We start from the raw sequence: 25,214 nt of genomic DNA, 5'->3' as shown, positions 1-25,214 counted from the left end.
CGCGTGCTTCTCCGGGGCGGCCGGGGGGAGGCGGTCAAATGTATGCCAGCCATTCATGCCCCTGTCACCTGCGCTCAATAGCATCACGGACTTTGCAAAACCCAACCCATCGAGCCGCCCCACATGCGCCTGTCCGTCCTTAGTGCCGCCCTGCTTGCCATCGCCCTGCCCGCTCATGCCGACCTGATCATCAGTGAGGTCGTGGAAGGCACCTCCAACAACAAGGCCGTCGAACTGTACAACCCGGATGCTACCGCGATCGACCTGTCGCAATACAAGCTGCAGCAATACAACAACGGCGCCACGGCGCCCACCAGCACCTTCACGCTCAGCGGCACACTGGCACCCGGCGCGGTCTACGTGATGGCGCATACCAGCATGGCGGCCACACTCGGCAGCCGCCTGAACCAGGTCATCGCATTTACCTTCAACGGCGACGACGCGCTGGTACTGACGCGCGCGGGCACCGTGATCGACCGTTTCGGGCAGGTCGGCGTGCAGCCTGCCGGCGGCGCCTGGGGCACCGGCGCCTCCACCACCAAGGACAACACCTTGCGCCGCAAGGCCGGGCTGGTCGCCGGCGACACCGACAGCACCGGGGCCTTCGATCCGGCGCTGCAGTGGGACGGCTTCGGCACCGATGCCTTCGCCGACCTTGGCTACTACAACAACGCGCCGGCGCCATTGCCGCCGGTCACCGCGCAGTGCGGCGCCCCGGCCACGTTGATCGCCGATATCCAGGGCGCCGGCGCCACCTCGCCGCTGGCCGGGCAGACGGTCGACGTGGAGGCGGTGGTGACGGCCGACTATCCCGGCACGGATGGCTTCGGCGGCTTTTTCGTCCAGCAGGCGGATGCCCAGCGCCAGAACCGTCCCGGCGTGTCCGAGGGACTGTTCGTGTACGCCCCCTCGACCAGTGCCCGTGCCGGCGACCTTGTCCACCTGGTTGGCAAGGTCGAGGAGAAGTTCGGCCAGACGCAGCTGGCGCTCGCCAGCACTGTGGCGGTTTGCGGCAACGGCCAGACCGTCACGCCCGCGGTAATCACGCTGCCCGCGCAGACCGCGCAATCGCTGGCTGCCTTCGAGGGCATGCTGGTGCGGCTGCCGCAAACCCTCACAGTCAGCGAGACTTATGAACTGGGCCGCTACGGCAGCGTGCTGCTGAGCAACGGCCGCCTGCCGCTGCCGACCAATGTGGCGCTGCCCAAGGCCGGCGCGGCCGCGCAGGCCGCGGCCAACGCACTGAACCGCCTGGTGCTCGACGACGGCTCGAACAAGCAGAACCCGGCGGTCGTGCCGTTCCCCGCGCCGGGCCTGAGCGCGGCCAACACGCTGCGCGGCGGCTACACCGTCAGCAATGTGCAGGGCGTGCTGGAAATGCGCTTTGGCAGCTGGCGCCTGCAGACCGTGCCCGGCGCGCCCGCCCCGGCCTTCCAGGCCACGGCAAACCCGCGCACCAGCGCGCCGGCACGCGCGGCCCAGTCCGATATCCGGGTGGCCTCGTTCAACGTGCTGAACTATTTCAACGGCGATGGCAAGGGCGCGGGCTTCGACGACCCGAACAATCGCGGCGCCAAGACGCTGGCGGAGTTCGAGCGCCAGGAAGCCAAGATCGTGGCCGCCCTCAAAGCGCTGAATGCCGATGTCGTTGGCCTGATGGAAATCGAGAACGACGGCTATGGCGAATTCAGCGCCATCCAGCGGCTGGTCGGCAAGCTCGGTGCGGACTGGCGCTTTGTCGACCCGGGCGTGGACAAGCTCGGCGGCGACGCCATCAAGGTCGCCCTGATCTACAACAGCCGCACCGTGGAGCCCGTGGGTGTGCCTGCCACGCTGGCCATCGACGACAAGAACCGCCAGCCGCTGGCCCGCACCTTCCGCCTGCCCGGCCAGTCCCGCAAGCTCACGGTGGTGGTCAACCACCTCAAGTCCAAGGGCTGCACCGGATCCACGGGCACCAACGCCGACCAGGGCGATGGCCAGAGCTGCTGGAACCCGACCCGCCTCGCCGCCGCCGGCAAGATCGCCGACTGGCTTGCCACCTCGCCCACCGGCGTCGCGGATGACGGCAAGCTGCTGATCGGCGACCTCAACAGCTACGCCAAGGAAGACCCGATCCGCCTCTTTGCCGACAAGGGCTACGCCGACATGGTGGCGCGCTTCATCGGGGCCGGCGCCTATAGCTATGTCTTTGGCGGCGAGGCCGGCTACATCGACCACGCACTGGCCAATGACGCCGCGGCAAGCCGCATCCGCGCGGTCAGCGAGTGGCATATCAATGCGGATGAACCCATTGCCCTGGAGTACTCGGTGGCCTTCAAGAGCGCGGATCAGCAAACGTCGTTCTACGCGCCGGATGCCTACCGTTCGTCCGATCACGACCCGGTGCTGGTGGACCTCGCACTGCGCGACGACAGCCTTGCGCCGGAGGGTGAGCAAGCGGGTGCGGGCAACGGCAATGCCGGTGGCGCCACCGCCAGCCAGGGCGGCGACACCGGGACCGGCGCAGCGGACACGTGGATGCTGCTGGTTTTGGCCGGCGCCCTGGCCGCAGCGGCATGGCGCCGCTTGGCAGGCGGCATTGCAGGCGGTGTTGCCCGCCGCTGAAATGCACGCTGACGTGCACGTTGGCAGGCGGCGCGCCGCTGGCGGGTGGCTGCTGCTGGCCCTGGCGCTGGTCGCGCTCCAGGCTGCCGGGCCTGCGCTGATGCAGGCCCTGCGCTTCGACCGCGAGGCCATGCTCGCGGGCCAAGCCTGGCGCCTGCTGAGCTGCCATTTCGTGCATCTCGGCTGGACGCACTGTCTGCTCAACGTGGCGGGCCTGCTGATGCTGGCGGCGATCCAGCCGGCGCGCATGCGCGCCTGGCAGGTGGTGCCGCCGTTGGCTGCCATGACAGGATTGCTGCTGCTAGCCGGCGAGCCGGGGCTGCTCCGCTATGCGGGCTTCTCCGGCATCAACTACGGGCTTGCCATGGTCGCCCTGCTGCCCCGGGCCCGCCGCGATGGCCTCGCGGCGATGCTGCTGCTCGCGCTGGCGGCGCGCGCAGGCTGGCAGATTCTGGCGGGGCCCGCCGAGGACGCAGGCGCGTGGCTGGGCGGCCCGGTCGTGGCCAGCGCCCACCTGTACGGCCTGGCCGCCGGCGCATTGCTGGCCTGGCCACGCCGGGAGGCGCCTGCGATGGCTAGGCGCCGGCCGGATTGCGCCTGATGCTGTTGGCCAGGTAGGCCACGATCAGTACATTGGCGATGGCCAGCCCGATGTGAATCGCACTGGGATGCGCCACCGCCTCGTACAGTTCCACCGGAATGTAGACCGCGCCCGACCATACGCCCAGCCATTTCGCCCACACGCGCTGACGCCACAGGCCGTAGGCCTCCGTGAGGCGCATGGCTGCGTACATCGCGGCGGATCCGCCAATGGCCCACAGCCGCGCGTCGCTCGGATGGGCCATCAGCGACAGGAAGATGGTCGGGTAGCGGCTCCCCGGGTTCAGGTGCAAGCGGGCCACAATGGCCTCGGCCAGCGCCTGCGCATCCCGGTGCAGCAGCGCCACCAGGCCCAGCCCCGCCAGGATCACCAGCACGCCCTTGGCGGCTTCGAACAGGGCGATGCCTTTCAGGCCAGCGCCTGTGCCTTGCTTTGCCATCTTGCTTGTCCTCGTTAGCGGTGAGGTCAGGATCGTACCCCGGCGCGGCCGGCGGCGGCAAACCGGGCGCGGCACGCTGGTAACATCCCCTTGCCGGCGCCATCCGAGGCCCGCCTGAGGTCGCTCCATGAATCCCGAACACCTGCCACTCCTGCTCACCCGCACCATGCCCTACGGCAAGTACAAGGGCCGCGTCATCGCCAGCCTGCCGGGCACCTACCTGAACTGGTTTGCGCGCGAAGGCTTTCCGCCGGGCGAGATCGGCCAGTTGCTGGCCCTGATGCACGAACTCGACCACAACGGCCTGACCAGCCTGCTGGATCCGCTGCGCGGGCGCTATCGGCCCCAGGCGTAGCTCCTCGGAGCGCTGCGGGCCTCAGCTCGCGACGATCCGATGAATCGACCGCCCTGCGGCATCCACCGCCACTGTGGCAGGCATGTCCTCCACCTCGAACTCATAGATGGCCTCCATCCCCAACTCTGCGAAGGCCAGCACGCGTGCCTTGCGGATCGCCCGGGAGATCAGGTAGGCCGCGCCACCCACCGCGATCAGGTAGGCCGCGCCGTGGCGGCGGATAGCCTCGATGGCCACTGGCCCGCGCTCGGCCTTGCCGATCATCACCAGCAAGCCCGTCTGCTCCAGCAACTGCGGCACGAACTTGTCCATGCGCGTCGCCGTGGTAGGCCCTGCCGGGCCCACCGCTTCGTCGCCCACTGCGTCGACCGGCCCCACGTAGTAGATCGCGCGATTGCGCAGCGGCACCGGCAGCGGCTCGCCCGCATCCAACATGGCTACCAGCCGCTTGTGCGCGGCATCGCGCGCCGTCAGCAGGCGGCCGCGCAGCCGCAAGGTCTCGCCAACCTGCCATTGCGCCACCTGCGCGGCATCCAGATTGTCCAGGTCGACCACGCGACCTGGCTTGGCGGTCAATGCGCCGGGAATGCCATCCCAGGTATCGGCAGGCGGTGGCTCCAGCCGCGCGGGGCCTGAGCCATCCAGTTCCACCGTGACAAAACGCGTGGCCGCGCAATTGGGAATCAGCGCCACCGGCAGCGTTGCAGCGTGACACGGCAGCGCGGCTACCTTGACATCCAGCACGGTGGCCAGCCCGCCCAGCCCCTGTGCGCCGATGCCGAGCGCGTTGATGCGCTCGAACAGTTCCAGCCGCAGCCGCTCGGTGTCGTTCGCGGGCCCCTTGTCGCGCAGCGCATGGATATCGATGGGGCTGAACAACGCGCGCTTGGCCGCCAGCATGGCCTGCTCCGGCGTGCCGCCCACCCCGACGCCAAGCACGCCGGGCGGGCACCAGCCGGCGCCCATCTGCGGGATGGCGGCGAGGATCCAGTCGACCAGCGAATCGCTTGGGTTGAGCGTGGCGAACTTCGCCTTGACATCGCCGCCGCCGCCCTTGGCCACCACCGTCATCTTGATGGTGTTGCCGGGCACCAGTTCCAGTTGCAGGAAGCCCGGGGTGTTGTCGCCGGTGTTGCGCCGCTCGCCCAGGGCCGAGCCAACCATGGTGGCGCGCAACGGATTGGCGCTATGCGTGTAGCCCCGGCGCACGGCAGCGTCCACCATCTGCTGCACGGACAGCTTTGCTGCGCCATCGCGCGCCGCAAAGCGCACGTCCATGCCCACGGTCATGAAAACCTGCGCCACGCCGGTATCCTGGCAGATCGGCCGGTGCGCCTCGGCGCTCATGCGGCTGTTGACCAGCAACTGCTCGATGGCATCGCGCGCCGCGCCGGCACGCTCGGCGGCAAAGGCGCGCTTGAGCGCCTGCACGAAATCGGCGGGATGGTAGTAGCTGACGTACTGCAGCGCGTCGGCAATGGTGTCGACGACGTCTTCCTGGAGGATCACAGTCATGGCGGGGTGGGCGCAGCATGCCGAACAGCGGCTGCGCGATTCAATTATGTCTATACATAATGACACGCCCCGCCACCGGAAAGCAAATCCTTTGGCCACCCGTCTCCGGACGATCTTCGGGCTGGCTAAGGCTCAGCCCTGACGCTGCAGCACCGTCGAATACGTGAAGCGATCGGCCGGATGCAAGCTCACCACCACTTCGAACAACCGGTCCGACTGGTCGAAATACCGCCGCACGAATTCCAGCGCATGCGCATCGGGCGCGGTGCCCAGCACCTCCGCGAGCGCAGCGGGCACGCCCACCGCCCGCACGGTCTGGCGCACTTCCTTGACCAGGCGCCCGGTAGTCTTGCCAACCAGTTCGCTGATCAGGCCGGGATCTGTCTTGAGCAGCTTGCGGATCTTGGCGCCGTCAGCCGCCATCACGTAGACATCGGACCATGACAACGGATGCGATGGCGCTTCGGGATTGGTGCGCGAGGTCTCGATATGCAGCCAGCGCGAGCCCGGCGGGCAGCCCAGCCGGGTGGCCAGTTCGATGTCCAGCACGATCTCGCGCACGCCGTGGATCACGCGCTGCGTCGCGGCGCCGTATTGCACCAGCTCGTCGATGGTGGAGAGCTTGGGCGTGTACTCGCTGCTGCGCGGCGCGGCGGCTTCCACCCGGGTGCCGGCGCGCTTTTTACGCGAGACCAGGCCTAGCTCCTGGATGCGCATCAGCGCCACCCGCACGGTGCCCCGGCTGACGCCGTGCTTCTCGGCCAGTTCCAGTTCGCCCGGCAGGCTTGACCCTACCGGATAGACCCCGCTCGTGATGTCGTGAATAAGTGCCTTGGTCAACTCGGCGTGGCGTGGCTCCATGGGTTCCCTGAATGATCGATCGATGTGCCTGAGGCGTAGCAAATGCTAGCGCCTGGCGGCCCGCAAGCCAAGCGTAAAGGGTAAACGAGATGCGGATCCGGGTTGACGGTCGAGTGCCACATTCCTAGAATATGTTTAAACATATATGAAAAATGTACATATAAACAGTACCGATCATCTCAAAACTACCGATCAAAACAACCAAAACCACCTCGATGATGGAGACAACAATGACCAAGCAACTGGGCGCCACCCTGGCCCTGCTAGCCCTGTCCACCAGTGCGCTGGCGCAAAGCTACCCCACCCGCCCGATCACGTGGATCGTGCCCTTCGCCGCCGGCGGCCCAACCGATGCGCTTGCCCGCAATATCGCGGACCGCGTCGGGCGCGATCTGGGCCAGCCGGTGCTGATCGAGAACCAGGCCGGCGCCGGCGGCACCATCGGCGCGGGCAAGGCGGCAAAGGCCGCGCCCGATGGCTATACCTTCCTGGTCGGGCATATGGGCTATATGGCCGCGGCGCCGTCGCTGTACAAGAAGCTGTCGTATGACCCGGTCAAGGACTTCGAGGGCGTGTTCCGCTTCCCCGACACGCCGCTGGTGCTGCTGGTCGGCGCGAACTCGAAGTTCAAGACCGTGCAGGACCTGGTCGCCTTTGCCAGCGCCAATCCGGGCAAGCTCAACTTCGGCAACGCGGGCGTGGGTTCCACCTCGCATCTGGTCGCCGCCATGTTCGCCCAGCAGGCCAAAATCAAGGTGACCCCGGTCTCCTACAAAGGCGCCGGCCCGGCCCTGACGGACGTAATGGGCGGCCAGGTCGACGGCATGTTCGACCAGACCAACACTGCCCTGCCGCAGGTCAAGGGCGGCAAGGTCGTCGCCGTCGCGCAGACGGCGAAGCTGCGCGTGCCGCAGTTCCCCGGCGTGCCCACCGTGGCGGAAACCGTGGTGCCGAACTTCGAGGCATCCACCTGGTACGGCCTGTATGCGCCAAAGGGCACGCCCAAGGACGTTATCGCCCGCAATTACGCCGCGTTCGCCAAGGCCATCGCCGACCCGGAGTTTGCGAAGAAGCTGGCCGACCAGGGCATCCAGCTGCTGCCGGACGCCGCCTACAAACCCGCCGCGCTAAACCAGCACACCGCGGCCGAAGTGGCCAAGTGGAAGGCCGTGATCACAGCGGCGGACATCAAGCTCGATTGATGGCGGCTCGGCGCACTCGATCAAGTCGAGTTCAACAATGGTGACCATTCCGGCATCTAACGGCGTAGGTCCCGTGGTGACCAGTCCATTCTGCGTTGCCGCCGAGGCTTTGGTCCTTGCCCTTGAAGGGCCTGGTGTCCTGCAAGCTCTCAATGTTGAGGTTGCCTCCGACGCCGGCCACCACCTGCTTGCCGCCGGCGAGCGCGCCGCGCAGGGTGGTGTCGCCACCGGACTCCAGGGTCAAGCGCTCGCCAGCATTGACGCGGGTGTTGCTCCAGGTGACGCCTTTGCCCCTGGAGCCACTGGCATTGGCGGTAATGCCCAAGGCCACTCCATCCTGACCGATACACAGCCACACAACTACAGCTCACTTGCCGAGCAGGTGCTGCAACCACCCTCGCGCAGGAGCACTTGGCTGGTCTGCAGCTACCGCATCAGGATACCGAGGGCTGCGACCATCCATCAGCAAATCGCCGGGGTAGTTGGGATGGTCAAGGCAGAGGCTATCGCCTATACCGAATGCCTTGGCGACAGCAACAGCCTCAATGCACCAGCGCCCAAAATATCCACTGTCTTCCAGTTGTTTGTCTCCCAGAGTGTACCAATACGGACGATCATATACTGCAGTAGCTCCTGACAGTCCTGGCCTTTCTGGTGAGCGATGCAATTCCTCATACCAATGCTGTACGAACTCTCTCAAGAGGTTGGCCTGTTTACTCGGCGGTGCCTCAATGGCTTTCAACAATCTGGCATAAGGACTTGCTTGGCAGACTTTCGTTCCGATCTTGCGATCTAACTGTCGTGTCGCTATGACCCGATCAAGCAGTGCATAGAAGGTTTTTGTTTTCTTCCTCTTTTGGTGATTGCAACTTTGCCTTGAGAATCGGGTAGACCTCGGCACGGGGGTTTGCGATCAGGCCGAATGCGCTGTTGTCTCTACCGCCCTCTCCCAGCCCGTGCGCCAACAAAAGTGCTGATTCCAGCGTAGGCGCCTTTCGCAGAAAGCCGAAGGCGATTTCCATCGCGGTACTGCTCGTCCTTGGGTCGCTCACGATAGCGCGGACTTCCGGCACGATGGCATTCTGTTGCCGACGAACATAGGCATAAGCTTCATCCCACTGCTCGTGGTCGATCATTTGTGCCAGGCCAGGCATATTCGTTTGCTCCTGTATGACTTGATCTTGCGCAGCCCATGTTTGTGGCAATGCAATGGTGCTGGCAAGCAGCAGGCTCAGGCAAAGACACCTTGCCCAGCGTTGTCGGACGGTGGTGACCATACGCTGCTCAACAGTTCGCGGCGGCGGAATCCAGCGAGGCGTCGGCTTGACGCCTTCGGCTCGCGTCGGCTGCGAATCGTTACCGGCTGCTGGTTTGTTGCCCGGCTCGGGCGAGGGGATGCCTTGCGGGTCCATGTCGGCCATCTTGCTTAGACTCCGTTCGTGAGCGGATGGGGCTCATCGGTCACCGTGTAGCCCAAGTCACGCAGCTTCTGCTTGACCAACTCGCGCTGCTCCTTGGAATAAGTCACGTCGTCCTCGATCTTGAACGGAACGTCGATGTTCAGCGTCTTGACAAGGATGTTCAGCGCGTAGTCGCGGGCGCGTAGATAGCGCAGTTCTTCCGGCGTCATGGCCGATTCGCTGCCATCCGCGTTATAGCGGCGCAGTCCGATATCCTTGATCGGCATGGGGTCGTTCAGCACGGGAATCAGCATCGGCACAAATCTCGGCGTGCGCCATGCGCGGAACTGATAGAAGATCATGAGTGGGACTTCCTTCTTGCCGCGAACCCCCGAGCCTAGGGCGCGTGCCATCAACTCCATACTGCCGGGGTCGTCCAGCAGCGCAAGGCCGAAGACCGCGCCGACGCGCACCCCGTAGTTTTTTGCCGCTAGATAGGGCTTGAGATCGGCGATGCGCTGCTCCGGTGGCACGGGCATCTGCGCCATTGTGAGCAGAAGGTTCTTGTTTTCCTCCTCCTTTGGAGGTTGGAGCTTCGCTTTGAGAATCGGGTAGACCTCGGCACGGGGGTTTTCGATCAGGCCGAATACGCTGTTGTCTCTACCGCCCTCTCCCAGCCCGTGCGCCAACAAAAGTGCTGATTCCAGCGTAGGCACCTTTCGCAGAAAGCTATAGGCAATGTACCTCGTGGTGCTGCTTGTGTTTGGGTCATCCGCGATAGCGCGGATTTCCGGCACGATGGCATTCTGTTGCCGGCGAACATAAGCATAAGCTTCATCCCACTGCTCGTGGTCGATCATTTGTGCCAGGCTAGGCATATTCGTTTGCTCCTGTATGACTTGATCTTGCGCAGTACACACCTGTGGTACCGCTACGGTACAGGTGAGCAGTAGACTCAGGCAAAAACGCCTTGCCCAGCGTTGTCGGACGGTGGTGACCATGCCGTTTTCTTCTCCGTTGACGATTCAGACTGGTTGAGTAGTGCGATCCCGCGTGCCGTGACAATTTCAGAAAATGGATCGCTTGACACAACCTTCGGCACCGTCTTGCAGCACAGCATCTTGCCGCCCACATGCCAGCCATTGCCAACATCCTGTTGCCGTCCTCGTTGCCGGGTATTGGCGTCCAGTGGACCGATGCCGTTCAAACCGGTATAGACATACATCAGCATCCGGCGAGACCAGAAATCCTCCAGGTTGTGGCGTTCATCCCTGCCTTGAATTTGCACTTGAACATCGTCCCCCTCGGGGTTATGCGTTGCGGGGTGCCACAGTCCGAGAAAATGTCCGATCTCGTGGGCGAACGTCTGGATGAGCTGATCCTGACTGGAAGGCTGGCCGCCATGCATCTGCTCGGCGGCCACCAGGGCGGTATTGCAAAGCCCCCAGCCAATGCCACTACCGATTGTGGATTCCACCACATACATGTTCAGATGCCTCGCCTTGCGATTCAGACTGGTCACCGCGGGGAACTCGTTCACCGCGGGTTGCCCGTTTTTGGCAGGCTTGACGGTCATCGCCCCTGCCTGCGTCAAGTCGATGGTGTCACTCAGCCATTGCTTGACCTCAAAGCGAATCCCCGCTGCCCGCCAGATGTCATTGATCTTGTTGAAGATGGGTTCGAGCTTTGGACGCTGAAGGGACGGAGGAACCCGTGGAATCTCCGGCCTGCCGGCCTGCCCAATAGACACAAAATGCACCGCCACAGCAACGTTGATGGGGTCGTAGACCTGCACAGCCAGGGTGTGCAGTAGTGGCCCAGTGGAACTGCCGAAGCGCACTTCAATATTGGCCGTTCGTGGAGATGCTTCTTCTCCGCCACGTACCCCTGACAGTTCAATCAAGTCACCCGTCGCCTGACTGATCTTGACCGTGCTCTCATCCGTGCTGACGAAGCTCAGCGGCACGCTCGCCCCGACATGCAGGCGCAGCAGCAACAGGTCAATTCTCTGTCCAGCCATCAGGCTCACGATTGGCCCGTCATGCTCCCGGTAGCCGCGCTCGTCCAGTTCGGGCCTGCTCGGATGAAAGGTGGTCGATTCGTTGTACCGCACGAAACGCACCGGTACAAACCGGTGTCCATCGTAGATTTCGCGTGCCAGCGGTTTTGGCGACGGTCCCGGCGTGGCAGATCCGACTGTGCCTTTGTCTTTCGGTCGTGGCGGAGGCGGGACGGTACATGGCTCCATGGTGCCCGGAGGGGCGCTGCCGCCGCCCGCTGCCAGCTTGGCGACGAAGTCGGGGTGAAACTGCTTGACGTTCGAGCCAGTGAGATCGCGGTGAAAGCCAAACGCCTGCGACGGATCGATCTTGCTGCCAGCGAGTTCGTGCCGCTCAATTTCGCCATTGGGCTCGAAGCCGCTGTCCACCTGAAAGCGCAGGATCGCGTCCTCGATTTCGATGTGGTCCAACTTGTCATCGGGCGTCTGCGACACAGCCACTTGCCCGGGACGTACGGACCGATAAGGCTTGTCGTAGTAACCCAGCACCATCAGGCGACGCTTGGCACCCTGGATGCCCATCGTCGTTGTGCCGTCGGTCTTTTCGTCATCGCTGTAGTCACGCGCGGTCAACTGGATCAGTGTGCCAAGAATTTCCAGCTCGCCTGTGATGCCAGGTTGCAGGCCCGGCAAGAGAATCTGGCCGTTGGCCCCAGTCGTGCCTTCGCTGTCCGTTTGTCCAGGGATGCGCAGTTTGTAGCTGAGGCCAGCCAACCCGCGCTCGGCCTCAGTGCGGGAGATACCCGGAAACAGTTGGAAATAGATGCGCAATGGGCGCAGCGGTAGCACCACCTTGCACACCGCGCCACCCGGCTTGAGGGTCAACTCCGGATTCGGCGCGGGCCGCGCGGGCGTTCTTGCAGGCGGCTTTTGCGAAGGATGTGTGAAATGGGTCGCCATAAGCCGTCTTATAGAATTTCAATCTTTACGGTTTCGCCGAACTCGGCTAGCTTGAGCGCAGTCTCGCCGCGCGCATTGGTTACGCCTTCGATGAGGCTGCCACCGGCGCGCGTAATGCGGTACCCGTGCAGGTAAGCTCCTTGATGTCCGGCGCCCTCGGAGCCTTCCTGACGCAATGCGAAAAAAACCAGGCCACCTTACGTGACTTGGGCTCCCGAAAAAAATCCGCTACTCCGATGAATTTAGCTTCACAACCCTATCGACTTGGAAACGGGACGTCTATGAGACTATTCCGGAATTGAACCCAGACAATTCGCAGCAATGCGAAAATTACGGAGATTTTGGATTGGCTTGGCAGTGGCGGGGCGTGGGAGCGAGAAAACGCGCTGGCAAGGGTTATCGCCACGGGCGCCGGCAAATCCACCTGGAAAGACGTTGTCGTCACCGCCAGGCGCAGTGAGCACAAGGCCCAAGCGTTCGCGCCTGCTTTTGGTAGTACGATATCGCCCTTGCACGCGTTGCCGTGTTGTCGGGAGAGAGTTTTGCCATCAGTGGATCGCCGTAGCGCCGGCACATCGCGCGCCCGGGCCAGGACCGAAGAACCATCGCAGAATGAGCTGGCCTATACCGGCCTGCGGGAGCGGCTGACCACGCTGGTCTACCGCCCCGGCGAGCACCTCAACATCTCCACCCTGGTCGACGATCTTGACCTTGGCCGCACGCCCATCAACCAGGCGCTGCACCGGCTGGCCAACGAAGGATTGGTGCAAATCCTGCCGCGCAAGGGCGTGGTGGTCTCGCCACTGTCCATCGACGATGCGCTGCACCTGATCGACGTGCGCCTGGCCAACGAAACGCTGTGCGCCAGGCTGGCCGCCGAGCGCATCACCGCCGCCGGCCTGCACAAGCTCGAAAGCCTGCTGAGCCAGGTGGAAGACGCCGTGGCGCAGCGCAACCTGCCCGAGGTGACCAACCTGGACCGCCTGTTCCACGAGGAAATCGCGCAGGTCTCGGGCAACCCGATCCTGATCGAAATCCTCAAGGTGCTGCACGCGCGCTCGCAGCGCTTCTGGGCCATTTCGCTGTCGTCCGAAGGGCACCTGGCCGAGGTCGGCGCCGAGCACCGCGCGATCCTGAAGGCGCTGCGCGAGGGCGACGGCGCGGCAGCGGCCAGCGCGGTCACGGCCCATGTGCTTTCCTTTCGCCAGGCGCTGCTGCAGGGCCGCCGCGAAACGGTCTTCGCGACGGCGATCGAGGGTTAGCCGGATCAGCTTTCGAGCGGCTTCTTTGCGGTTTCCCGCGCCACCAGCAGCGCCACCAGCGTCAGCGCCACGGCGGCGCTGACATACAGCGAGATCGCCAGCGTCGAGCCGTACGACTTGTACAGGCTGGCGATGATCAGCGGCGCAAAGCCGCCGCCCACGATGCCCGCCAGCGTATAGGCCAGCGATGACCCGGCGTAGCGCACCCGCGTGGGGAACTGCTCGGTCACGAAGGCCGCCTGCGGGCCGTACATCATGGCGTGGATGATCAGCCCGACCACCACCGCGGCGCAGATCTGCAGCGGCTGCGCGCTGTCCATCAGGCGGAAGAACACAAAAGCCCACACCACGGCCAGCAAGGCCCCGGCCATGTACACCGGGCGGCGGCCGAGCTTGTCCGACAGGCTGCCGAACAAGGGCACCGCGATGGCGTTGCACGCCGCGCCGATCATGGTCGCGCTCAGCGCCAGCGGCCGGGACAGGTGCAGCACGCTGGTCACGTAAGTCAGCGTGAAGACCACCACCAGCGCATAGAGCACGTCGGAGCCGATGCGCACGCCGCCGGCCACCAGCAGGCGCCGCCAGTGATCCACGAACACTTCCTTGATCGGCGTCTTGGCCGTGCTCTTGCGCGCTTCCATCTCCTTGAACAGCGGGGTTTCCTCGACGCCCTTGCGCAGCCACAGCCCGAACAGCACCAGCAGCACGCTCGACAGGAACGGAATGCGCCAGCCCCACGCCTGGAAATCTTCCGGGCTCAGCCACAGCGACACCACGGCGATAAAGCCGGTGCCCAGCAGCGTGCCGCACGACGGCCCCACCTGCGTAAACGATGCATTGCGCCCGCGCTGGTGCTGCTCGCCGTGCTCCATCGACAGCAAGACCGCGCCAGCCCATTCGCCGCCGATCGCCGCGCCTTGCGCGAAGCGCAGCGCCACTAGCAGGATCGGGCTCCAGATGCCCCACGACATGTAGGTGGGCAGCAAGCCCATCAGGCCCGTGGCCACGCCCATCAGGATCAGCGTGGCGACCAGCACGAAGCGCCGGCCGAGCTTGTCGCCCAGATGCCCGAACAGCACGCCGCCAAGCGGACGGGAGACATAGCCCACCGCATAGGTGGAAAACGCCAGGATCGTGCCCGTGAGCGGATCGAACGAGGGGAAGAAGACCGCGTTGAACACCAACGCGGCCATCAGGTTGTAGACGGTGAAGTCGTACCACTCCAGCGTGGTGCCGATGGTGCTGGCCGCGGCCAGCCGGCCCATCCTGGGCTTGGCGGCGTGGGTGACCGCATCGAGCGTGCCCGCGGCGCCCTGCGTGGTGGAAATCGTGCTTGCGTTAGTCATCACGCCACCTCCCCGGAGAAGAGCTTCCATTTCAACGCGTAGCGTGCGGCCTGCTGCATCGATGCGCCCAGACGCTTTGCCGCCTCCTGCAGTGCCTGCTCGCTCGCGGCTTCGGCGCTGCTCTCGATCACCAGGATGGGCAGCAGTTGCCGGTCGGTCAGGCTCTCCTTGGGCAGCGGCTGGCTTAGCTCGGCGTCTGGCATCAGCAGGTAGGACTGGACAAAGCCGGGCTGTGCGGACAGTTGCCCGCCAACCTCGCCCGCCAGGTCGACCAGTGCCAGCGGATCTTCCGGCTGCGCCAGCGGCAGCACGGCAATCCAGCTGCCGCTGCCCTGCCCAACGGTGGCGGTGACTTCGCTCACGCGGCGCATCGGCTGGCGCATGCGGTCCAGGTTGGCCACCGACCACGGCGTCTGGCGGCGAAAAGCCGCCTTGTAGGCCGCGGAGGTGAATGCACCGAGCGACTCGGTGCGATACAGGCCGAGATACTTGGGGCCGCCCTGCACGGCCTCATAGCGCGCGGCGGAGATGAAGCCTTCGATGCGGGCGCGCTCTTCCACGTGCTCGCGGTCGTACCATTGATTGAAATCGGCCTCGTCGGCCGCATCCACATTCGACGCGACAAACAGCATGCCCTGCGGGGCCATGCCTGCCGCGCTCTTTGTCGCCGAACTTTCGGTCGCAAACATCTCGCTCATCAAACTCTCCGGTTGCCACGCCAATACAAAGCGGTGAGCTGATGATCGGCGCGATCGCCGCGCGCGACAAACGGGTTTTTCTTCGTGTTTCCGATCAGTTTTTCTGTTCGATCCGCCTGCGTTCGCGCACCAGCTTGGCGCGCGGCCGTGCTTCACTCCGGCGCAAACGGTGCAGGCAGCGAACGCACAAAGCGATCCGATTCGCGGCAGGCCAGATCCGCCACCAGGCGAATCGCCTCCGACGCCGCATGGTCGAGATGGCTCACTACCAGCCGTTGATGCGGCAGCGGCACATCGCAACAGATCACGCGCAGCTCGCCGCGCTCCACCTCTTCACGCACCGGCGCCAGCGGCATCAGCGCATTGCCAAAGCCCGCCTTCACCAGCCGCACGATGGCCGCGATGGAGCTCACGCAGTGCACCTTGCCAACGGGCAGCCCGGCCTTGCGGTACAGCTCCTTGAGCGCCACGTGCGGCTGCGACCCCGGGCTCATGGTGATAGTCGGGTGCTGCAGCAGCGTGGCCAGTTTCCCTTCATCGGGCTGCGCCGCGCCGGGCCGCCCGACCCACCCGATCGCCATCGGCAGGCACGGCGTGCTGGTGATGCCCTCGCCCACCGCGGGGTCCGTCTGCAAGGCGATATCGATGCCGCCGGCGCGCAAGGTCTTGTGCAGCCCTTCCGTGGTCTCGGAAGTGATCTGCACCTCGATGCCCGGATAGGATGATTGCAGGTGCCGCAGGAAGTCGACCAGCCAGGTATGCACCACGCTCTCGATGGCGCCGATGCGCACCAGCCCCAGCAACTCGTGGCCGGAGCGCCCCAGCACCATGATCTCCCGCTGCAACTCCAGCAGCCGCTCGCCGTAGCCAAGCAGGCGCAGGCCCACCGGCGTGAGCCGCAGGTCCCGCGCCTCGCGCTCGAACACACGCGCGCCAATCTCCTGCTCCAGCGAGGCAATGCGATTGGACATGGCGGCCTGGGTGATGTGCAGCTTCTCGGCCGCCGCGCGAAAGCTGCCTAGCCTTGCTACCCACATGAAGGCTTCGACAAAGCGCGTGTTCATGGCCTCGTGCTCCCGGCATCGCCTCCCGGGCCGCCGCGCAGGCTGCCCCCTGCATGGCCACGCTCCCGTGCACCGGGCGGCCGCGTGCGCGCCAGGTTTTGCTGGCCAGGCGCACCGTTGCAGTGCGGCAGCCGCGTCAATGCCGCCCCGGACGAGGCTGGGAGAGACGCTGAATTCGTGCCGGTATCTGCATTTTTATCCGTCATCTGAAATTTCACAAGATTTACAGAGAGATTTTTATGCAAATTCCACGCCAGCGCTCTAGTGGCATTCCCTAGGGCTGCCATGCCCGGCCAGGGCAAGGGGCCGTCCGCGGCGAGCCCCTTGCCTCACATCATCGACGGCAAGGCCGATGCGTACAATGCGGGGCAGTCCATCCAACTGTTCAACCTGCTTCTCCGCCGCAGCGTACGCCATGCCCCGACCGCGCGACCATGCCATCCCCGCCGGCAGCGGCAAGCCTGCCGTCAGGCCCGCACCCAAGAGCACCAACCCACTCGACTACCAGCAAACCGCCCGCCCCGCGGCGGTCATGCCCAAGGAATTCCCGGACGGTTTCGTAGTAGCTGCGCACCGGCACGAACGCGCACAGCTGATCTATGCTGTGGCCGGGGTGATCGAGGTGGCGGCGGGCCACGCCCTGTGGCTGCTGCCAACCCAGCGTGCGCTATGGATGCCGCCAGGCATGGAACACGGCATGCGCGCCCGCGGTGCCGTGTCGCTGCGCACGCTCTATATCCACCCGGAAGCCCGTCCCGGCGCTACGCCGGCGCAACCCCGGCTAGTCAACGTGTCGCCGTTGCTGCGCGAGCTGGTCGTGCGTGCGGCAGCGCTGCCGCTGGACCACGCACCGGGCGGCCGCGAGGACCGGCTGATGCGCGTGCTGCTGGACGAACTCGAATGGTCGCCGGAACAGCCGCTGCCGTTGCCGGCTGGCGAGGACCGGCGCCTGGCGCGCATCTGCGACGCCCTGCGCGACAACCCCGCCGACGCGCGCACGCTGGCCGAATGGGCCCTGGAGGCAGGCGCCTCCAGCCGCACGCTGGCGCGCCTGTTCCAGGCACATACGGGCGTGTCCTTCGTGCACTGGCGCCAGCAGGCGCGGCTGCTGTACGCACTGCCCCGCCTGGCCGCCGGAGAACCCGTCGCAACCATCGCGGCGGAACTGGGCTACGACACGCCCGGCGCTTTCGCCGCTATGTTCCGCCGCTATACGGGCACCACGCCCAGCCAGTATTTCAGGATGTCCGATCCGGCGTAAAGAGTGGCCCGACCGGCGCAGACGCGCCGCCTGGCCGGGCGTATCGTGGCGGGCATGCCCTTTCGCTACAGGCTACAGGCATCGGGTATGGCACGATAACCAGGACCAGGACATGACACGTTCAGACATCGAATTCATCTCCGAAGGCGCCACCCTGCGCGGGTGGCTGTACGCACCGGAGGGCACATGCACGGGCCCCCGCCCCGCCATTGTGATGGCCCACGGCTTTTCCGCCGTCAAGGAGCAGTATCTCGACCGCTACGCCGAGATGTTCGCCGCCGCGGGCTTTGCCGTACTGGTCTACGACCACCGGAACTTTGGCGCCAGCGACGGCACGCCCCGGCAGGAAGTGGACCCGGCCCTGCAAAGGCGCGGCTACCGCGATGCCATTACCTGCCTGTGCAGCCGCGATGATGTCGCGCACGAGCGCATCGGCATCTGGGGCACCAGCTACAGCGGCGGCCATGTGATCGAGGTGGCGGCACTCGACCGGCGCGTGCGCTGCGTGGTATCGCAGGTGCCGCAGATCAGCGGCCATGCCTCCGCGCTGCGCCGCACCCGCGCCGACCTGGTACCGGCCGCGCTCACGCGCTTCGAGGCCGACCGGCTGGCGCGCTTCCGGGGCGAACCGCCGGCCATGCTACCGGCCGTCAGCGCGGACCCGGCCGCCGCCTGCGCCATGGGTGGCGCCGACAGCCACAAGTTCTTCACGGACACCGCCACCTTTGCGCCGGCCTGGCGCAACGAGGTGACGCTGCGCAGCGCCGAACTCGCGCGCGAGAACGAGCCCGGCATCCACATTGCGCGCATCAGCCCCACGCCGCTGCTGATGATCGTGGCCGACCGCGACCTGCTGACCGCCACCGACCTGTGCCTGGCAGCCTATGAACAGGCCTTGCAGCCCAAGCAGCTGCTGATGATTCCGGGCGGGCATTTCACGCCCTACCTGGAACAGTTCGAAACCACCAGCCAGGCTGCGCGCGACTGGTTTGTACAGCATCTCAGGCCGCAATCTCCGGCCATGGCATCTCAGGCCAAGCATCTCAAGCCATAAGGCGGCTGCGCAGGATTGCCAGGCAGCCTCGGAGCGCCCAGCCATTGCGAAACGCGGCTGGCCGGCATGGCGCGGGAATCGGCGGCAAGCCTTCGCCCTCCCCGGCGTAGCCGGCAATTGATGGAAACCGCCGACGCCGGGCAGCGGGCATGCCGCCCGGCACCGGGAGCCGCCTTAGACCTTCGGCGGGTTCAGGGTCGGATCCAGCAGGGATCCGGTGGCATTGTTGAAGACAGGCACGGTTGCCGCCCAATCGTTCACGAAACCATAGGCAGCGCCACTGACAACACCGGCGATGCCGCCAACGATAAAGCCGACACCCGCCGACAGGATGCCCAGACCCAGCAGGCCACCCGAGCTGCCGCCAGTCACGGCGCCCTTGTATACGCCCTGGACCAGGCCGGCAATGCCGCCCAGGACTGCGGCACCCGTGCGGGAGGCGAAGCTGGCGCCCGAAACCTGGTCAAGTTCCATTACGGTCAATTCACGCATTGATTTATTTCCTTGTTGCTGATTAGTGATCGCCAATCATTCCGGGCCGGATTGGCTTCGGCCATCTTGCCGGCATCGATCGCCGGCAGAATTGCTGCCGGCATGCCCACATCCCGTCGCGGGATTCCATCGCCGCCCTTCGTGCCATGAGGCATGCAAGCTCGAGCCCTGCCCTTGCCCGTTCAGCACGGCCTGGCACCCGGGCACACCTCGGGACCGCTGGCGAAACCAGGCTCGGCATCAGACGGGCGCCGAGGGAGAAAATCGCCTTTGGCACTCAGGCCGCCAGCGCCCCGGATTGCTTCGGTATGGTTCCGCTTGCACAGTGCTCAACGCCATCAAACAGGCTTGCTGATCAACTCGCCCGGAGCGGCGTCGATCTCCCCCTGCATGGCTGATTGTGCGGGCAGCATCTCCGGCGCCAGCGCACGTACCGCGCCTCGCTCCAGCACGATCACCCGGTCCGCGCTGCGGATCGTCTCCGGCCGGTGCGCTATGATGATTCGCGTGACCCTCATGGCACGGATGGCCTGGTTGATGCGCTGTTCGCACTCCACATCCAGGTGACTGGTGGCTTCATCGAGAATCAGGATGGACGGCTTGCGGTAGAAAGCCCGCGCCAGCAGCACGCGCTGGCACTGGCCGCCCGACAGCGATGAGCCCATGTCTCCCACCAGGGTCTGATAGGCCATCGGCATGGCGGCAACGTCATCGTGGACCTGGGCCACGCGCGCGGCTTCCTCGATGCGTGCCATGTCCGGCTGCGGATCGAAGAAGCCGATGTTTTCGGCAATGGATCCGGCAAAGAGAATGTCGTCCTGCATCACGCAGCCGATCATGTCGCGGTACTGGTGCAGGCCCAGCTTGCGGATGTCGACGCCGTCGGCGCTCACCGCCCCTTCCTCGGGTACCAGCAGGCCCAGCAGCACCTTGGCCATGGTCGTCTTGCCCTGTCCCGATGGCCCCACCAGGGCAACGGACTCCCCTGGCGCGATCGAGAACGTGCAGCCGTCCAGCACCCACGGCTCGGTCTCTGCGTAGCGAAAACGCAGGCCGCGCACGTCGATGGCGGGCGAGGCCACCAGGCCTTCGGCCGCTGCCGGCGGACGTAGCGTCTTCGTTTCCATGTCGCTCTCGACGCAGGTCAACACGATGTCGGCCAGGCGCTCGCCATGCAGGCGCAACATGCGGAAATCGATGACGGTGTCGATCAGCCCGGACGCCCGGGACGAGAACTGCTCCGCGAAGCTGACGAAGGCCACCAGCATCCCGGCGGAGAACTGGCCGTCGAGCACCAGTCGCGCCGCCAGCCACACCAGCACGACCCGCCCGGCACCGGAGATGATGCCCTGCAAGGTCGAGAAGCTGATCGAAAGCCGCTGGATCGCCACGTTCTTGTTGGTGGTGTCGACCACGGCGTTGGCGTAGACGGCAACGCGCACATCCTGCTTGTTGCCCAGCTTGATCGCCTGGACGCCGCGGATCGATTCCAGCAAGTTCGACTGGGCGCGTGCCGCATAGACGATCTGGTCCTCGTTGGCCTGCCGGAACGGACGGTAGGAGACCCAGCGGATCAGGGCATAGGTGGTGAAGAGTCCCAACTCGAGCCAGGTCAGCATCGGGCTGTAGATGAACAGCATGAGGAGCGTCACGATCGCCATGACGCCGTCGAGCAGCGTGCTGACAAAGCGCGTCGTGAGCGTGCTCTGGATGGTGCCGATCGAGCCAAAGCGCGACACCACGTCACCGATATGGCGCTGCTCGAAATACGACATGGGCAGCTTGAACAGGTGCGAGCAGAGGTTGGCCGTCCACTGCACGTTCAGCAGGCTGGAGAACCATGTCAGCACCCATGCGCGCAGGGCAGCGATGGCATTCTGGAACAGCACCACCATGAGGAAGCCGATGCCGAGCAACGTCAGCAGGTCGACGTCGGCCGACACCAGCACGTGGTCCATCACCCATTGCATATAGAACGGCGAGACGATGCCGAAGACTTCCAGGGCGACCGAGAGCAGCAGCACCTGGAAGAACGCGGCGCGGATGCCGGCCACGCTGCCGATCAGCTTCAGCATCGAGATGGATTCCTTCTCGCGGGTACGCTCGAAGGTGGGCGATGGCAGCAATTCCAGCGCCACGCCGGTGAAATGATCCGACGCTTCGGACAGCGGTACGTCGAGTATGCCGCGGGCGGGATCGTGGATCGTGATCTTGTTGCGGCCGATGCGCTTCAGGACCACGAAGTGATTCAGGTCCCAGTGCAGGATACAGGGGCGCCGCAGCTTGACGAGCTCGCCGAGCTCGAGGCGCAGCGCGCGCGAGGCCAGTCCCAGGCGCGAGGCCACCAGCATCACGTCGGCCAGGGTTGCCCCCTTGAGCGAGGGGCTGAAGCGGCGGCGCAGGCTGACCAGATCGATCTCGCGGCCGAAGTAGCCGGCGACCATCCCGACGCATGCCAGGCCGCATTCCGCCGCCTGGGTCTGGAGCAGCACCGGCAGGCGCTGGCCCCAACCGAACTGCAGTGCTTTCATAAAACGCATGATCCGAGCGATTCCAAGGTGATTTGACGCATGGCGCGATGGCGGAGGATCGTCACGATCCGGCGCGGCGGCCCAGGGCATACAGCGGCGCCAGTACCCACTCGATCAGGCGTCGCCTGTCAAGCAGCACGTCGGCTTCGAGCGCCATGCCGGGCTTGAGCGGCTCATGCTTGCCATAGGCCTGGATGTCCTGCCGGTCCAGCGCGACAACCACGCGGTAGTGCTGTTCCTGCACGTTGCCCTGTCCGGTGAGATTCGCGACCTCCTTCGGCGAGAGCGCGGTGCGCGACACTTCGGTCACGCGTCCCGATTGCTGGCCGAACTTCTGGTATGGATAGGCCTGGTAGCGCAGCACGACAGGCGCGCCGGGGCGGATGAAGCCGATCGCCCGGCTCGGCACCATCAGTTGCGCCTCGAGCTGCGCGCCCTGCGGCAGCAGGGACATGACGGTCTGCCCGGCATTGACGATCTGCCCCGGTTTCGCCAGCAGCGCGCCCACCACGCTTGCCCGCGGCGCGCGCAGGATCACCGAGCGGCGCGACTCGTTCTCGGCCGTCGCCTGGTCGATATCCGCGAGCTTGCGTGCGATCTCGTTGCGCTGGTTGCTCATATTGAGCGGCAGCTCGCGCTGCCGCTGGCGGACCTGTTCGAGCTGTTGCCCGATGTCCAGCCGGTGGCGGACGAGCTCCTGCAGCCTCGCCTGGGAATCGATCAGCACGCCCTCCTGCTGCTCCACCTGGCTATTCGAGGCATAACCCTCGGCCCGCATGGACTGCAGCTTTTCGAGCTGGCGTGTGGCCAGGTCGGCCTGGCGGGTACGCTGTTCCTTCTGCGCCTGGATCTGTGCGAGCTGCTCGCGCAGCATGCCGGCTTGCATCTGCAGGCCGCGCTGCGCCTCGCCAGCCAGTTGCAACTGGCTGGCGAGGTCGATCTCGAGCTTGGAACGCTGCAGCTTGAGCTGCGTGCCGATGTGCTCGCGCGTTCCGCCCAGTTCCGTGGCCACTTCCGCGGAAACCACCATCAGCCCGGCGCCCTCTTCCACGGACTGGCCTTCACGCACGCGGGTCTCGACCAGGGTGCCGGTGAGCGGTGGCGTGATACCGAACAGGCCTTGGGCTGGCAGCAGTTGGCCGAGGACGCGCTCGCGCTTGGTGTAGGTGCCGAACACCAGCAAGCCCGCGATGGCAGCCGCCAGCGCACCGGCCACGCCGATCATCAGCCACCGGTACGGCGGGGAATACAGGCTGACCGCGCCCATGAGCCTGTACTTGCTCGCGTCGAGCGCTTCTTGCCGGAACAGCGAATCAGTCATTGCAACGTCTCGACATTGAGTCAGGATTGAATAGCGCGCGGTGCCCGGCGCGCCAGCGTCTGCCGGCCGATGCTCACCCCTTGTGCTGGTGGCATGCCAGCGCGGCGACATCGGCATCGCCCAGCGAGCCGAGCGCGGCCGACAACTGCAGGCGCGCGCGCAGGTGCTTGTAGCGCGCGGAGGCCAGGTCACGTACCGCCTCGAAGTAGCGCTGCTGCGCATTCAGTTCGTCGATGTTCGTCCGCATGCCCACCTCACGGCCAAGGCGGGTCGACTTGACCTTGCCTTCGGCGGATCCCAGCGCACGCTGCCGTGCTTGCACCAGCGCGCCACCGTTCGTCATACCGAGATAGGCGGCACGCGCGCTCTCGCGCGCCCTGCGCCGCGCATCTTCGAGCGCGTCGCGGGCCTGGGCGCGGCGGCTGTAGGCCTCGCGCCCGGCCGAGAGTTGCGCGCCGCCGGCAAACAGCGGAATGGTGATCGTCACGCCGATCGTCGACGAGCGCGTCTTCGAGGTGGTGCCGAAGATCGCATCGAGCCTGTTCTCGCCGGCACCGTAGCTCCAGTTCGTGCCGTAGGATGCCTGGGCGCTGACGACAGGCAGGTTTGCGCCCACGGCAGCGGCGACGTCGGCCCCGGCCTGCTCGGCCTGCTGCTCGGCAATGCGCACCTCCAGATTGTCCCGGGCGGCTTCCTCCATGGCAGCCTCCATGTCGGCCGCCATGGCCGACGGCATGCATTGCAGCCCGACAGCTTCGACTTCGTCCGCCGACAGGCCGGTCAGCCTGCGGTACGTGCCGCCGGCAATCTCGAGATCGGTCAGCGCAGCCACTGCGCTGGCAAGCGCCAGGTCCAGGTTGGCCTGCGCCTCGTCCACGTCGGTCCGCGTACCCTCCCCGAGCCGTAGCGCGGCTGTTGCCTGGTCGAGCTGCTTCTGGAATGCCAGCTTTGCCGACACGGCCGCCTGCAGAACCTCGCGCTGGTACAGGACATCGAAATAGGCATCGGATACGCGGACCATCAGGTCCTGCTGCGACTTCTCGAACTCGATGTCCGCCAGGGTCGCCAAGGCAATGCCGCGCTTGACGTCGGCAAAGCGCGGCATATCGAAGATGGGCTGCGTCACGCTGGCGGCAATGCTGTGCCGGCGCACGGCGGTGGCATAGGCCGCCCCGGGCTGATCCTGCTTCGCGTAGCTGCCCTCGAGCTGCGCGCGCGGCAGCAGGCCGGCGATCCCCTGCCAGCGCTTCTCCCGGCCAGCCATCCGGGCATTGCCCGCGGCGGAAAAACCGGCGTCGAAACCTCGCGCCGCATTGATTGAATCCAGCAAGGTCACCGCGTGCGAGACCTGGGCACTTGCCAAAACACAGGGAAGAACCAACAGATCAATCAACTTCATCTTCAACATCGGCGCCCGATCCTCTCCAATCCATTGGGGAGCTTTTTTCAACATGAAACAAAGCGGTCCTGAGCAGGGAGGAACAGCGAATTCGGATCACGAAATGATCCGCCTGCGCAACGGTGTGCGCCTGCAAGGGCGAGGTCGCGGACAGGACAAATGGTACGTTCCGTGCCGTGCAACGACGCCAGGGCTGCAGCCTGGAGCATTTGCCGAGCAGCGGCGATCGCCACCGGATCCTCGCACCAGACTCGTTCCTGTCGCATCTGCATCGCGCTGGCTTAAGGATCGGACGATAGCAGGGATCGTCGATGAAAAAACCAGGATTAATCTGATTCTTTCAATCCTAAATCTGAGAGAGGCCGACATTTCCAAACTCCATGATGAGTAGTCGGAGTCGGGGGCTCACACCCATTATGGGATCCGCGCAACGGCATTTTCTATACCTGGCGGCGGGCGCCCGCGCCCGCCACGGCGCCGAGACACCCGCGGGGTTCGGAAATCAGCGTGTCGCCCACGTGGGCGCCATGAAAGCAAGGCCTCGGAATTCCCGCCCGCCTGCTGCCCCGATTGCGAAACGCCGCGCAGCCGTGGCGCGAGTGACTGAGTGACGCAGCAGCCGCGCGCGCGTTGTGCCATGCCCGCCGGTTGACGTAATGCGCTTCGCGAGCAACCATTGAACCATCCGCCCGATCCACCTGGATCCGGAGGACATGGGCCATGAATCCGCGCGGCGATCGGCGAATGGACGTTGGCAACACCGCCGCCCGCAATCCCGGCCCTGGACATCAGTTGGCGTCACGCCGCATCGGAGTCGTGGCGCTGCGCTTGCGGCTTTGACCTTGAC

At 65.4% G+C, this 25,214-nt stretch carries 24 protein-coding genes; 8 read left to right on the top strand and 16 right to left on the bottom strand.

Annotation, left to right across the window (positions count from 1 at the left end):
* Positions 1-123 precede the first annotated feature (123 nt).
* Both AC1RQC_RS16180 and rrtA read left to right on the top strand, forming a co-directional pair.
* Positions 124-2,607 (top strand): ExeM/NucH family extracellular endonuclease, encoded by a 2,484-nt coding sequence (locus tag AC1RQC_RS16180; protein WP_492883969.1) that lies wholly within the window; start codon positions 124-126, stop codon positions 2,605-2,607.
* Positions 2,594-3,208 (top strand): rhombosortase, encoded by a 615-nt coding sequence (rrtA, locus tag AC1RQC_RS16175; RefSeq protein WP_492883967.1) that lies wholly within the window; start codon positions 2,594-2,596, stop codon positions 3,206-3,208. Before AC1RQC_RS16180 ends, rrtA begins: the two co-directional genes overlap by 14 nt.
* On the opposite strand, the gene AC1RQC_RS16170 is transcribed toward rrtA, so the two are convergent.
* Positions 3,183-3,647, bottom strand: coding sequence for a DUF2127 domain-containing protein (locus AC1RQC_RS16170; RefSeq protein WP_492375190.1), 465 nt, complete (start codon positions 3,645-3,647; stop codon positions 3,183-3,185). The genes rrtA and AC1RQC_RS16170 overlap by 26 nt on opposite strands.
* 127 nt (positions 3,648-3,774) lie before the next feature.
* Between AC1RQC_RS16170 and AC1RQC_RS16165 the strand changes: the two genes are divergently transcribed.
* On the top strand, positions 3,775-4,002 hold the full coding sequence (locus AC1RQC_RS16165; RefSeq protein ID WP_043354709.1) for a DUF3820 family protein: 228 nt from the start codon (positions 3,775-3,777) through the stop codon (positions 4,000-4,002).
* 21 nt (positions 4,003-4,023) lie between these two features.
* Here the strand turns inward: AC1RQC_RS16165 and AC1RQC_RS16160 are convergent, their stop codons facing one another.
* On the bottom strand, positions 4,024-5,517 hold the full coding sequence (locus tag AC1RQC_RS16160; protein ID WP_492883965.1) for a fumarate hydratase: 1,494 nt from the start codon (positions 5,515-5,517) through the stop codon (positions 4,024-4,026).
* A 132-nt stretch (positions 5,518-5,649) separates the two neighbouring features.
* A complete protein-coding gene (locus AC1RQC_RS16155) occupies positions 5,650-6,378 on the bottom strand; it encodes a GntR family transcriptional regulator (RefSeq protein WP_492375188.1) in 729 nt (242 codons plus the stop codon).
* Between the two features lie 230 nt (positions 6,379-6,608).
* Between AC1RQC_RS16155 and AC1RQC_RS16150 the strand changes: the two genes are divergently transcribed.
* Positions 6,609-7,580, top strand: coding sequence for a tripartite tricarboxylate transporter substrate-binding protein (locus AC1RQC_RS16150; protein ID WP_492883963.1), 972 nt, complete (start codon positions 6,609-6,611; stop codon positions 7,578-7,580).
* A gap of 31 nt (positions 7,581-7,611) precedes the next feature.
* Here AC1RQC_RS16150 and AC1RQC_RS16145 read toward each other — a convergent pair whose 3' ends face one another.
* The 5 genes from AC1RQC_RS16145 to AC1RQC_RS16125 all read right to left on the bottom strand — a co-directional run bounded on the left by AC1RQC_RS16145 (position 7,612) and on the right by AC1RQC_RS16125 (position 11,939).
* Positions 7,612-7,911, bottom strand: coding sequence for a hemagglutinin repeat-containing protein (locus AC1RQC_RS16145; RefSeq protein ID WP_492883961.1), 300 nt, complete (start codon positions 7,909-7,911; stop codon positions 7,612-7,614).
* 36 nt (positions 7,912-7,947) lie between these two features.
* Entirely contained in the window at positions 7,948-8,481 is a 534-nt protein-coding gene (locus tag AC1RQC_RS16140; RefSeq protein WP_492883959.1) for a PoNe immunity protein domain-containing protein, read from the bottom strand.
* A complete protein-coding gene (locus AC1RQC_RS16135; RefSeq protein ID WP_492883957.1) occupies positions 8,399-9,001 on the bottom strand; it encodes a hypothetical protein in 603 nt (200 codons plus the stop codon). Before AC1RQC_RS16135 ends, AC1RQC_RS16140 begins: the two co-directional genes overlap by 83 nt.
* A gap of 5 nt (positions 9,002-9,006) precedes the next feature.
* On the bottom strand, positions 9,007-9,858 hold the full coding sequence (locus AC1RQC_RS16130; protein ID WP_492883955.1) for a hypothetical protein: 852 nt from the start codon (positions 9,856-9,858) through the stop codon (positions 9,007-9,009).
* 77 nt (positions 9,859-9,935) lie between these two features.
* Positions 9,936-11,939, bottom strand: coding sequence for a zinc-dependent metalloprotease family protein (locus tag AC1RQC_RS16125; RefSeq protein ID WP_492883953.1), 2,004 nt, complete (start codon positions 11,937-11,939; stop codon positions 9,936-9,938).
* Between the two features lie 551 nt (positions 11,940-12,490).
* On the opposite strand from AC1RQC_RS16125, the gene AC1RQC_RS16120 reads away from it, so the two are divergent.
* The gene (locus tag AC1RQC_RS16120; RefSeq protein ID WP_492829612.1) at positions 12,491-13,201 is read left to right on the top strand and encodes a GntR family transcriptional regulator; all 711 of its coding nucleotides are present in this window, start codon (positions 12,491-12,493) and stop codon (positions 13,199-13,201) included.
* A 5-nt stretch (positions 13,202-13,206) separates the two neighbouring features.
* Here AC1RQC_RS16120 and AC1RQC_RS16115 read toward each other — a convergent pair whose 3' ends face one another.
* The 3 genes from AC1RQC_RS16115 to AC1RQC_RS16105 form a co-directional block, all read right to left on the bottom strand.
* Entirely contained in the window at positions 13,207-14,466 is a 1,260-nt protein-coding gene (locus tag AC1RQC_RS16115; RefSeq protein ID WP_492375210.1) for an MFS transporter, read from the bottom strand.
* A gap of 80 nt (positions 14,467-14,546) precedes the next feature.
* Positions 14,547-15,245: a hypothetical protein gene (locus AC1RQC_RS16110; protein WP_492807109.1), complete on the bottom strand. Its 699-nt coding sequence runs from the start codon at positions 15,243-15,245 to the stop codon at positions 14,547-14,549.
* 152 nt (positions 15,246-15,397) lie between these two features.
* The gene (locus AC1RQC_RS16105; protein WP_492375185.1) at positions 15,398-16,309 is read right to left on the bottom strand and encodes a LysR family transcriptional regulator; all 912 of its coding nucleotides are present in this window, start codon (positions 16,307-16,309) and stop codon (positions 15,398-15,400) included.
* 415 nt (positions 16,310-16,724) lie between these two features.
* Here AC1RQC_RS16105 and AC1RQC_RS16100 point away from each other — a divergent pair, with 415 nt between their 5' ends.
* Both AC1RQC_RS16100 and AC1RQC_RS16095 read left to right on the top strand, forming a co-directional pair.
* Positions 16,725-17,570: an AraC family transcriptional regulator gene (locus tag AC1RQC_RS16100; RefSeq protein ID WP_492375184.1), complete on the top strand. Its 846-nt coding sequence runs from the start codon at positions 16,725-16,727 to the stop codon at positions 17,568-17,570.
* A gap of 112 nt (positions 17,571-17,682) precedes the next feature.
* Entirely contained in the window at positions 17,683-18,624 is a 942-nt protein-coding gene (locus AC1RQC_RS16095) for an alpha/beta hydrolase (protein ID WP_492375183.1), read from the top strand.
* Between the two features lie 174 nt (positions 18,625-18,798).
* Here the strand turns inward: AC1RQC_RS16095 and AC1RQC_RS16090 are convergent, their stop codons facing one another.
* The 5 genes from AC1RQC_RS16090 to AC1RQC_RS16070 form a co-directional block, all read right to left on the bottom strand.
* Positions 18,799-19,116, bottom strand: a complete 318-nt coding sequence (locus tag AC1RQC_RS16090; RefSeq protein ID WP_492375182.1) for a hypothetical protein — start codon at positions 19,114-19,116, stop codon at positions 18,799-18,801.
* Entirely contained in the window at positions 19,104-19,271 is a 168-nt protein-coding gene (locus AC1RQC_RS16085) for a hypothetical protein (protein WP_492807106.1), read from the bottom strand. Before AC1RQC_RS16085 ends, AC1RQC_RS16090 begins: the two co-directional genes overlap by 13 nt.
* Positions 19,272-19,454: 183 nt before the next feature.
* Positions 19,455-21,656, bottom strand: coding sequence for a peptidase domain-containing ABC transporter (locus AC1RQC_RS16080; RefSeq protein WP_492883951.1), 2,202 nt, complete (start codon positions 21,654-21,656; stop codon positions 19,455-19,457).
* A gap of 52 nt (positions 21,657-21,708) precedes the next feature.
* On the bottom strand, positions 21,709-22,968 hold the full coding sequence (locus tag AC1RQC_RS16075) for an HlyD family secretion protein (protein WP_492375180.1): 1,260 nt from the start codon (positions 22,966-22,968) through the stop codon (positions 21,709-21,711).
* Positions 22,969-23,041: 73 nt separating this feature from the next.
* The gene (locus tag AC1RQC_RS16070) at positions 23,042-24,304 is read right to left on the bottom strand and encodes a TolC family outer membrane protein (RefSeq protein ID WP_492807471.1); all 1,263 of its coding nucleotides are present in this window, start codon (positions 24,302-24,304) and stop codon (positions 23,042-23,044) included.
* Here AC1RQC_RS16070 and AC1RQC_RS16065 point away from each other — a divergent pair.
* Positions 24,282-24,758, top strand: a complete 477-nt coding sequence (locus AC1RQC_RS16065) for a hypothetical protein (protein ID WP_492884052.1) — start codon at positions 24,282-24,284, stop codon at positions 24,756-24,758. The two genes, AC1RQC_RS16070 and AC1RQC_RS16065, sit on opposite strands and share 23 nt — an antisense overlap.
* Positions 24,759-25,214 lie beyond the last annotated feature (456 nt).

Source organism: Cupriavidus sp. GW822-FHT03E04 (genome assembly GCF_058801495.1).
This window is presented reverse-complemented; position numbering and strand designations above follow the sequence as displayed.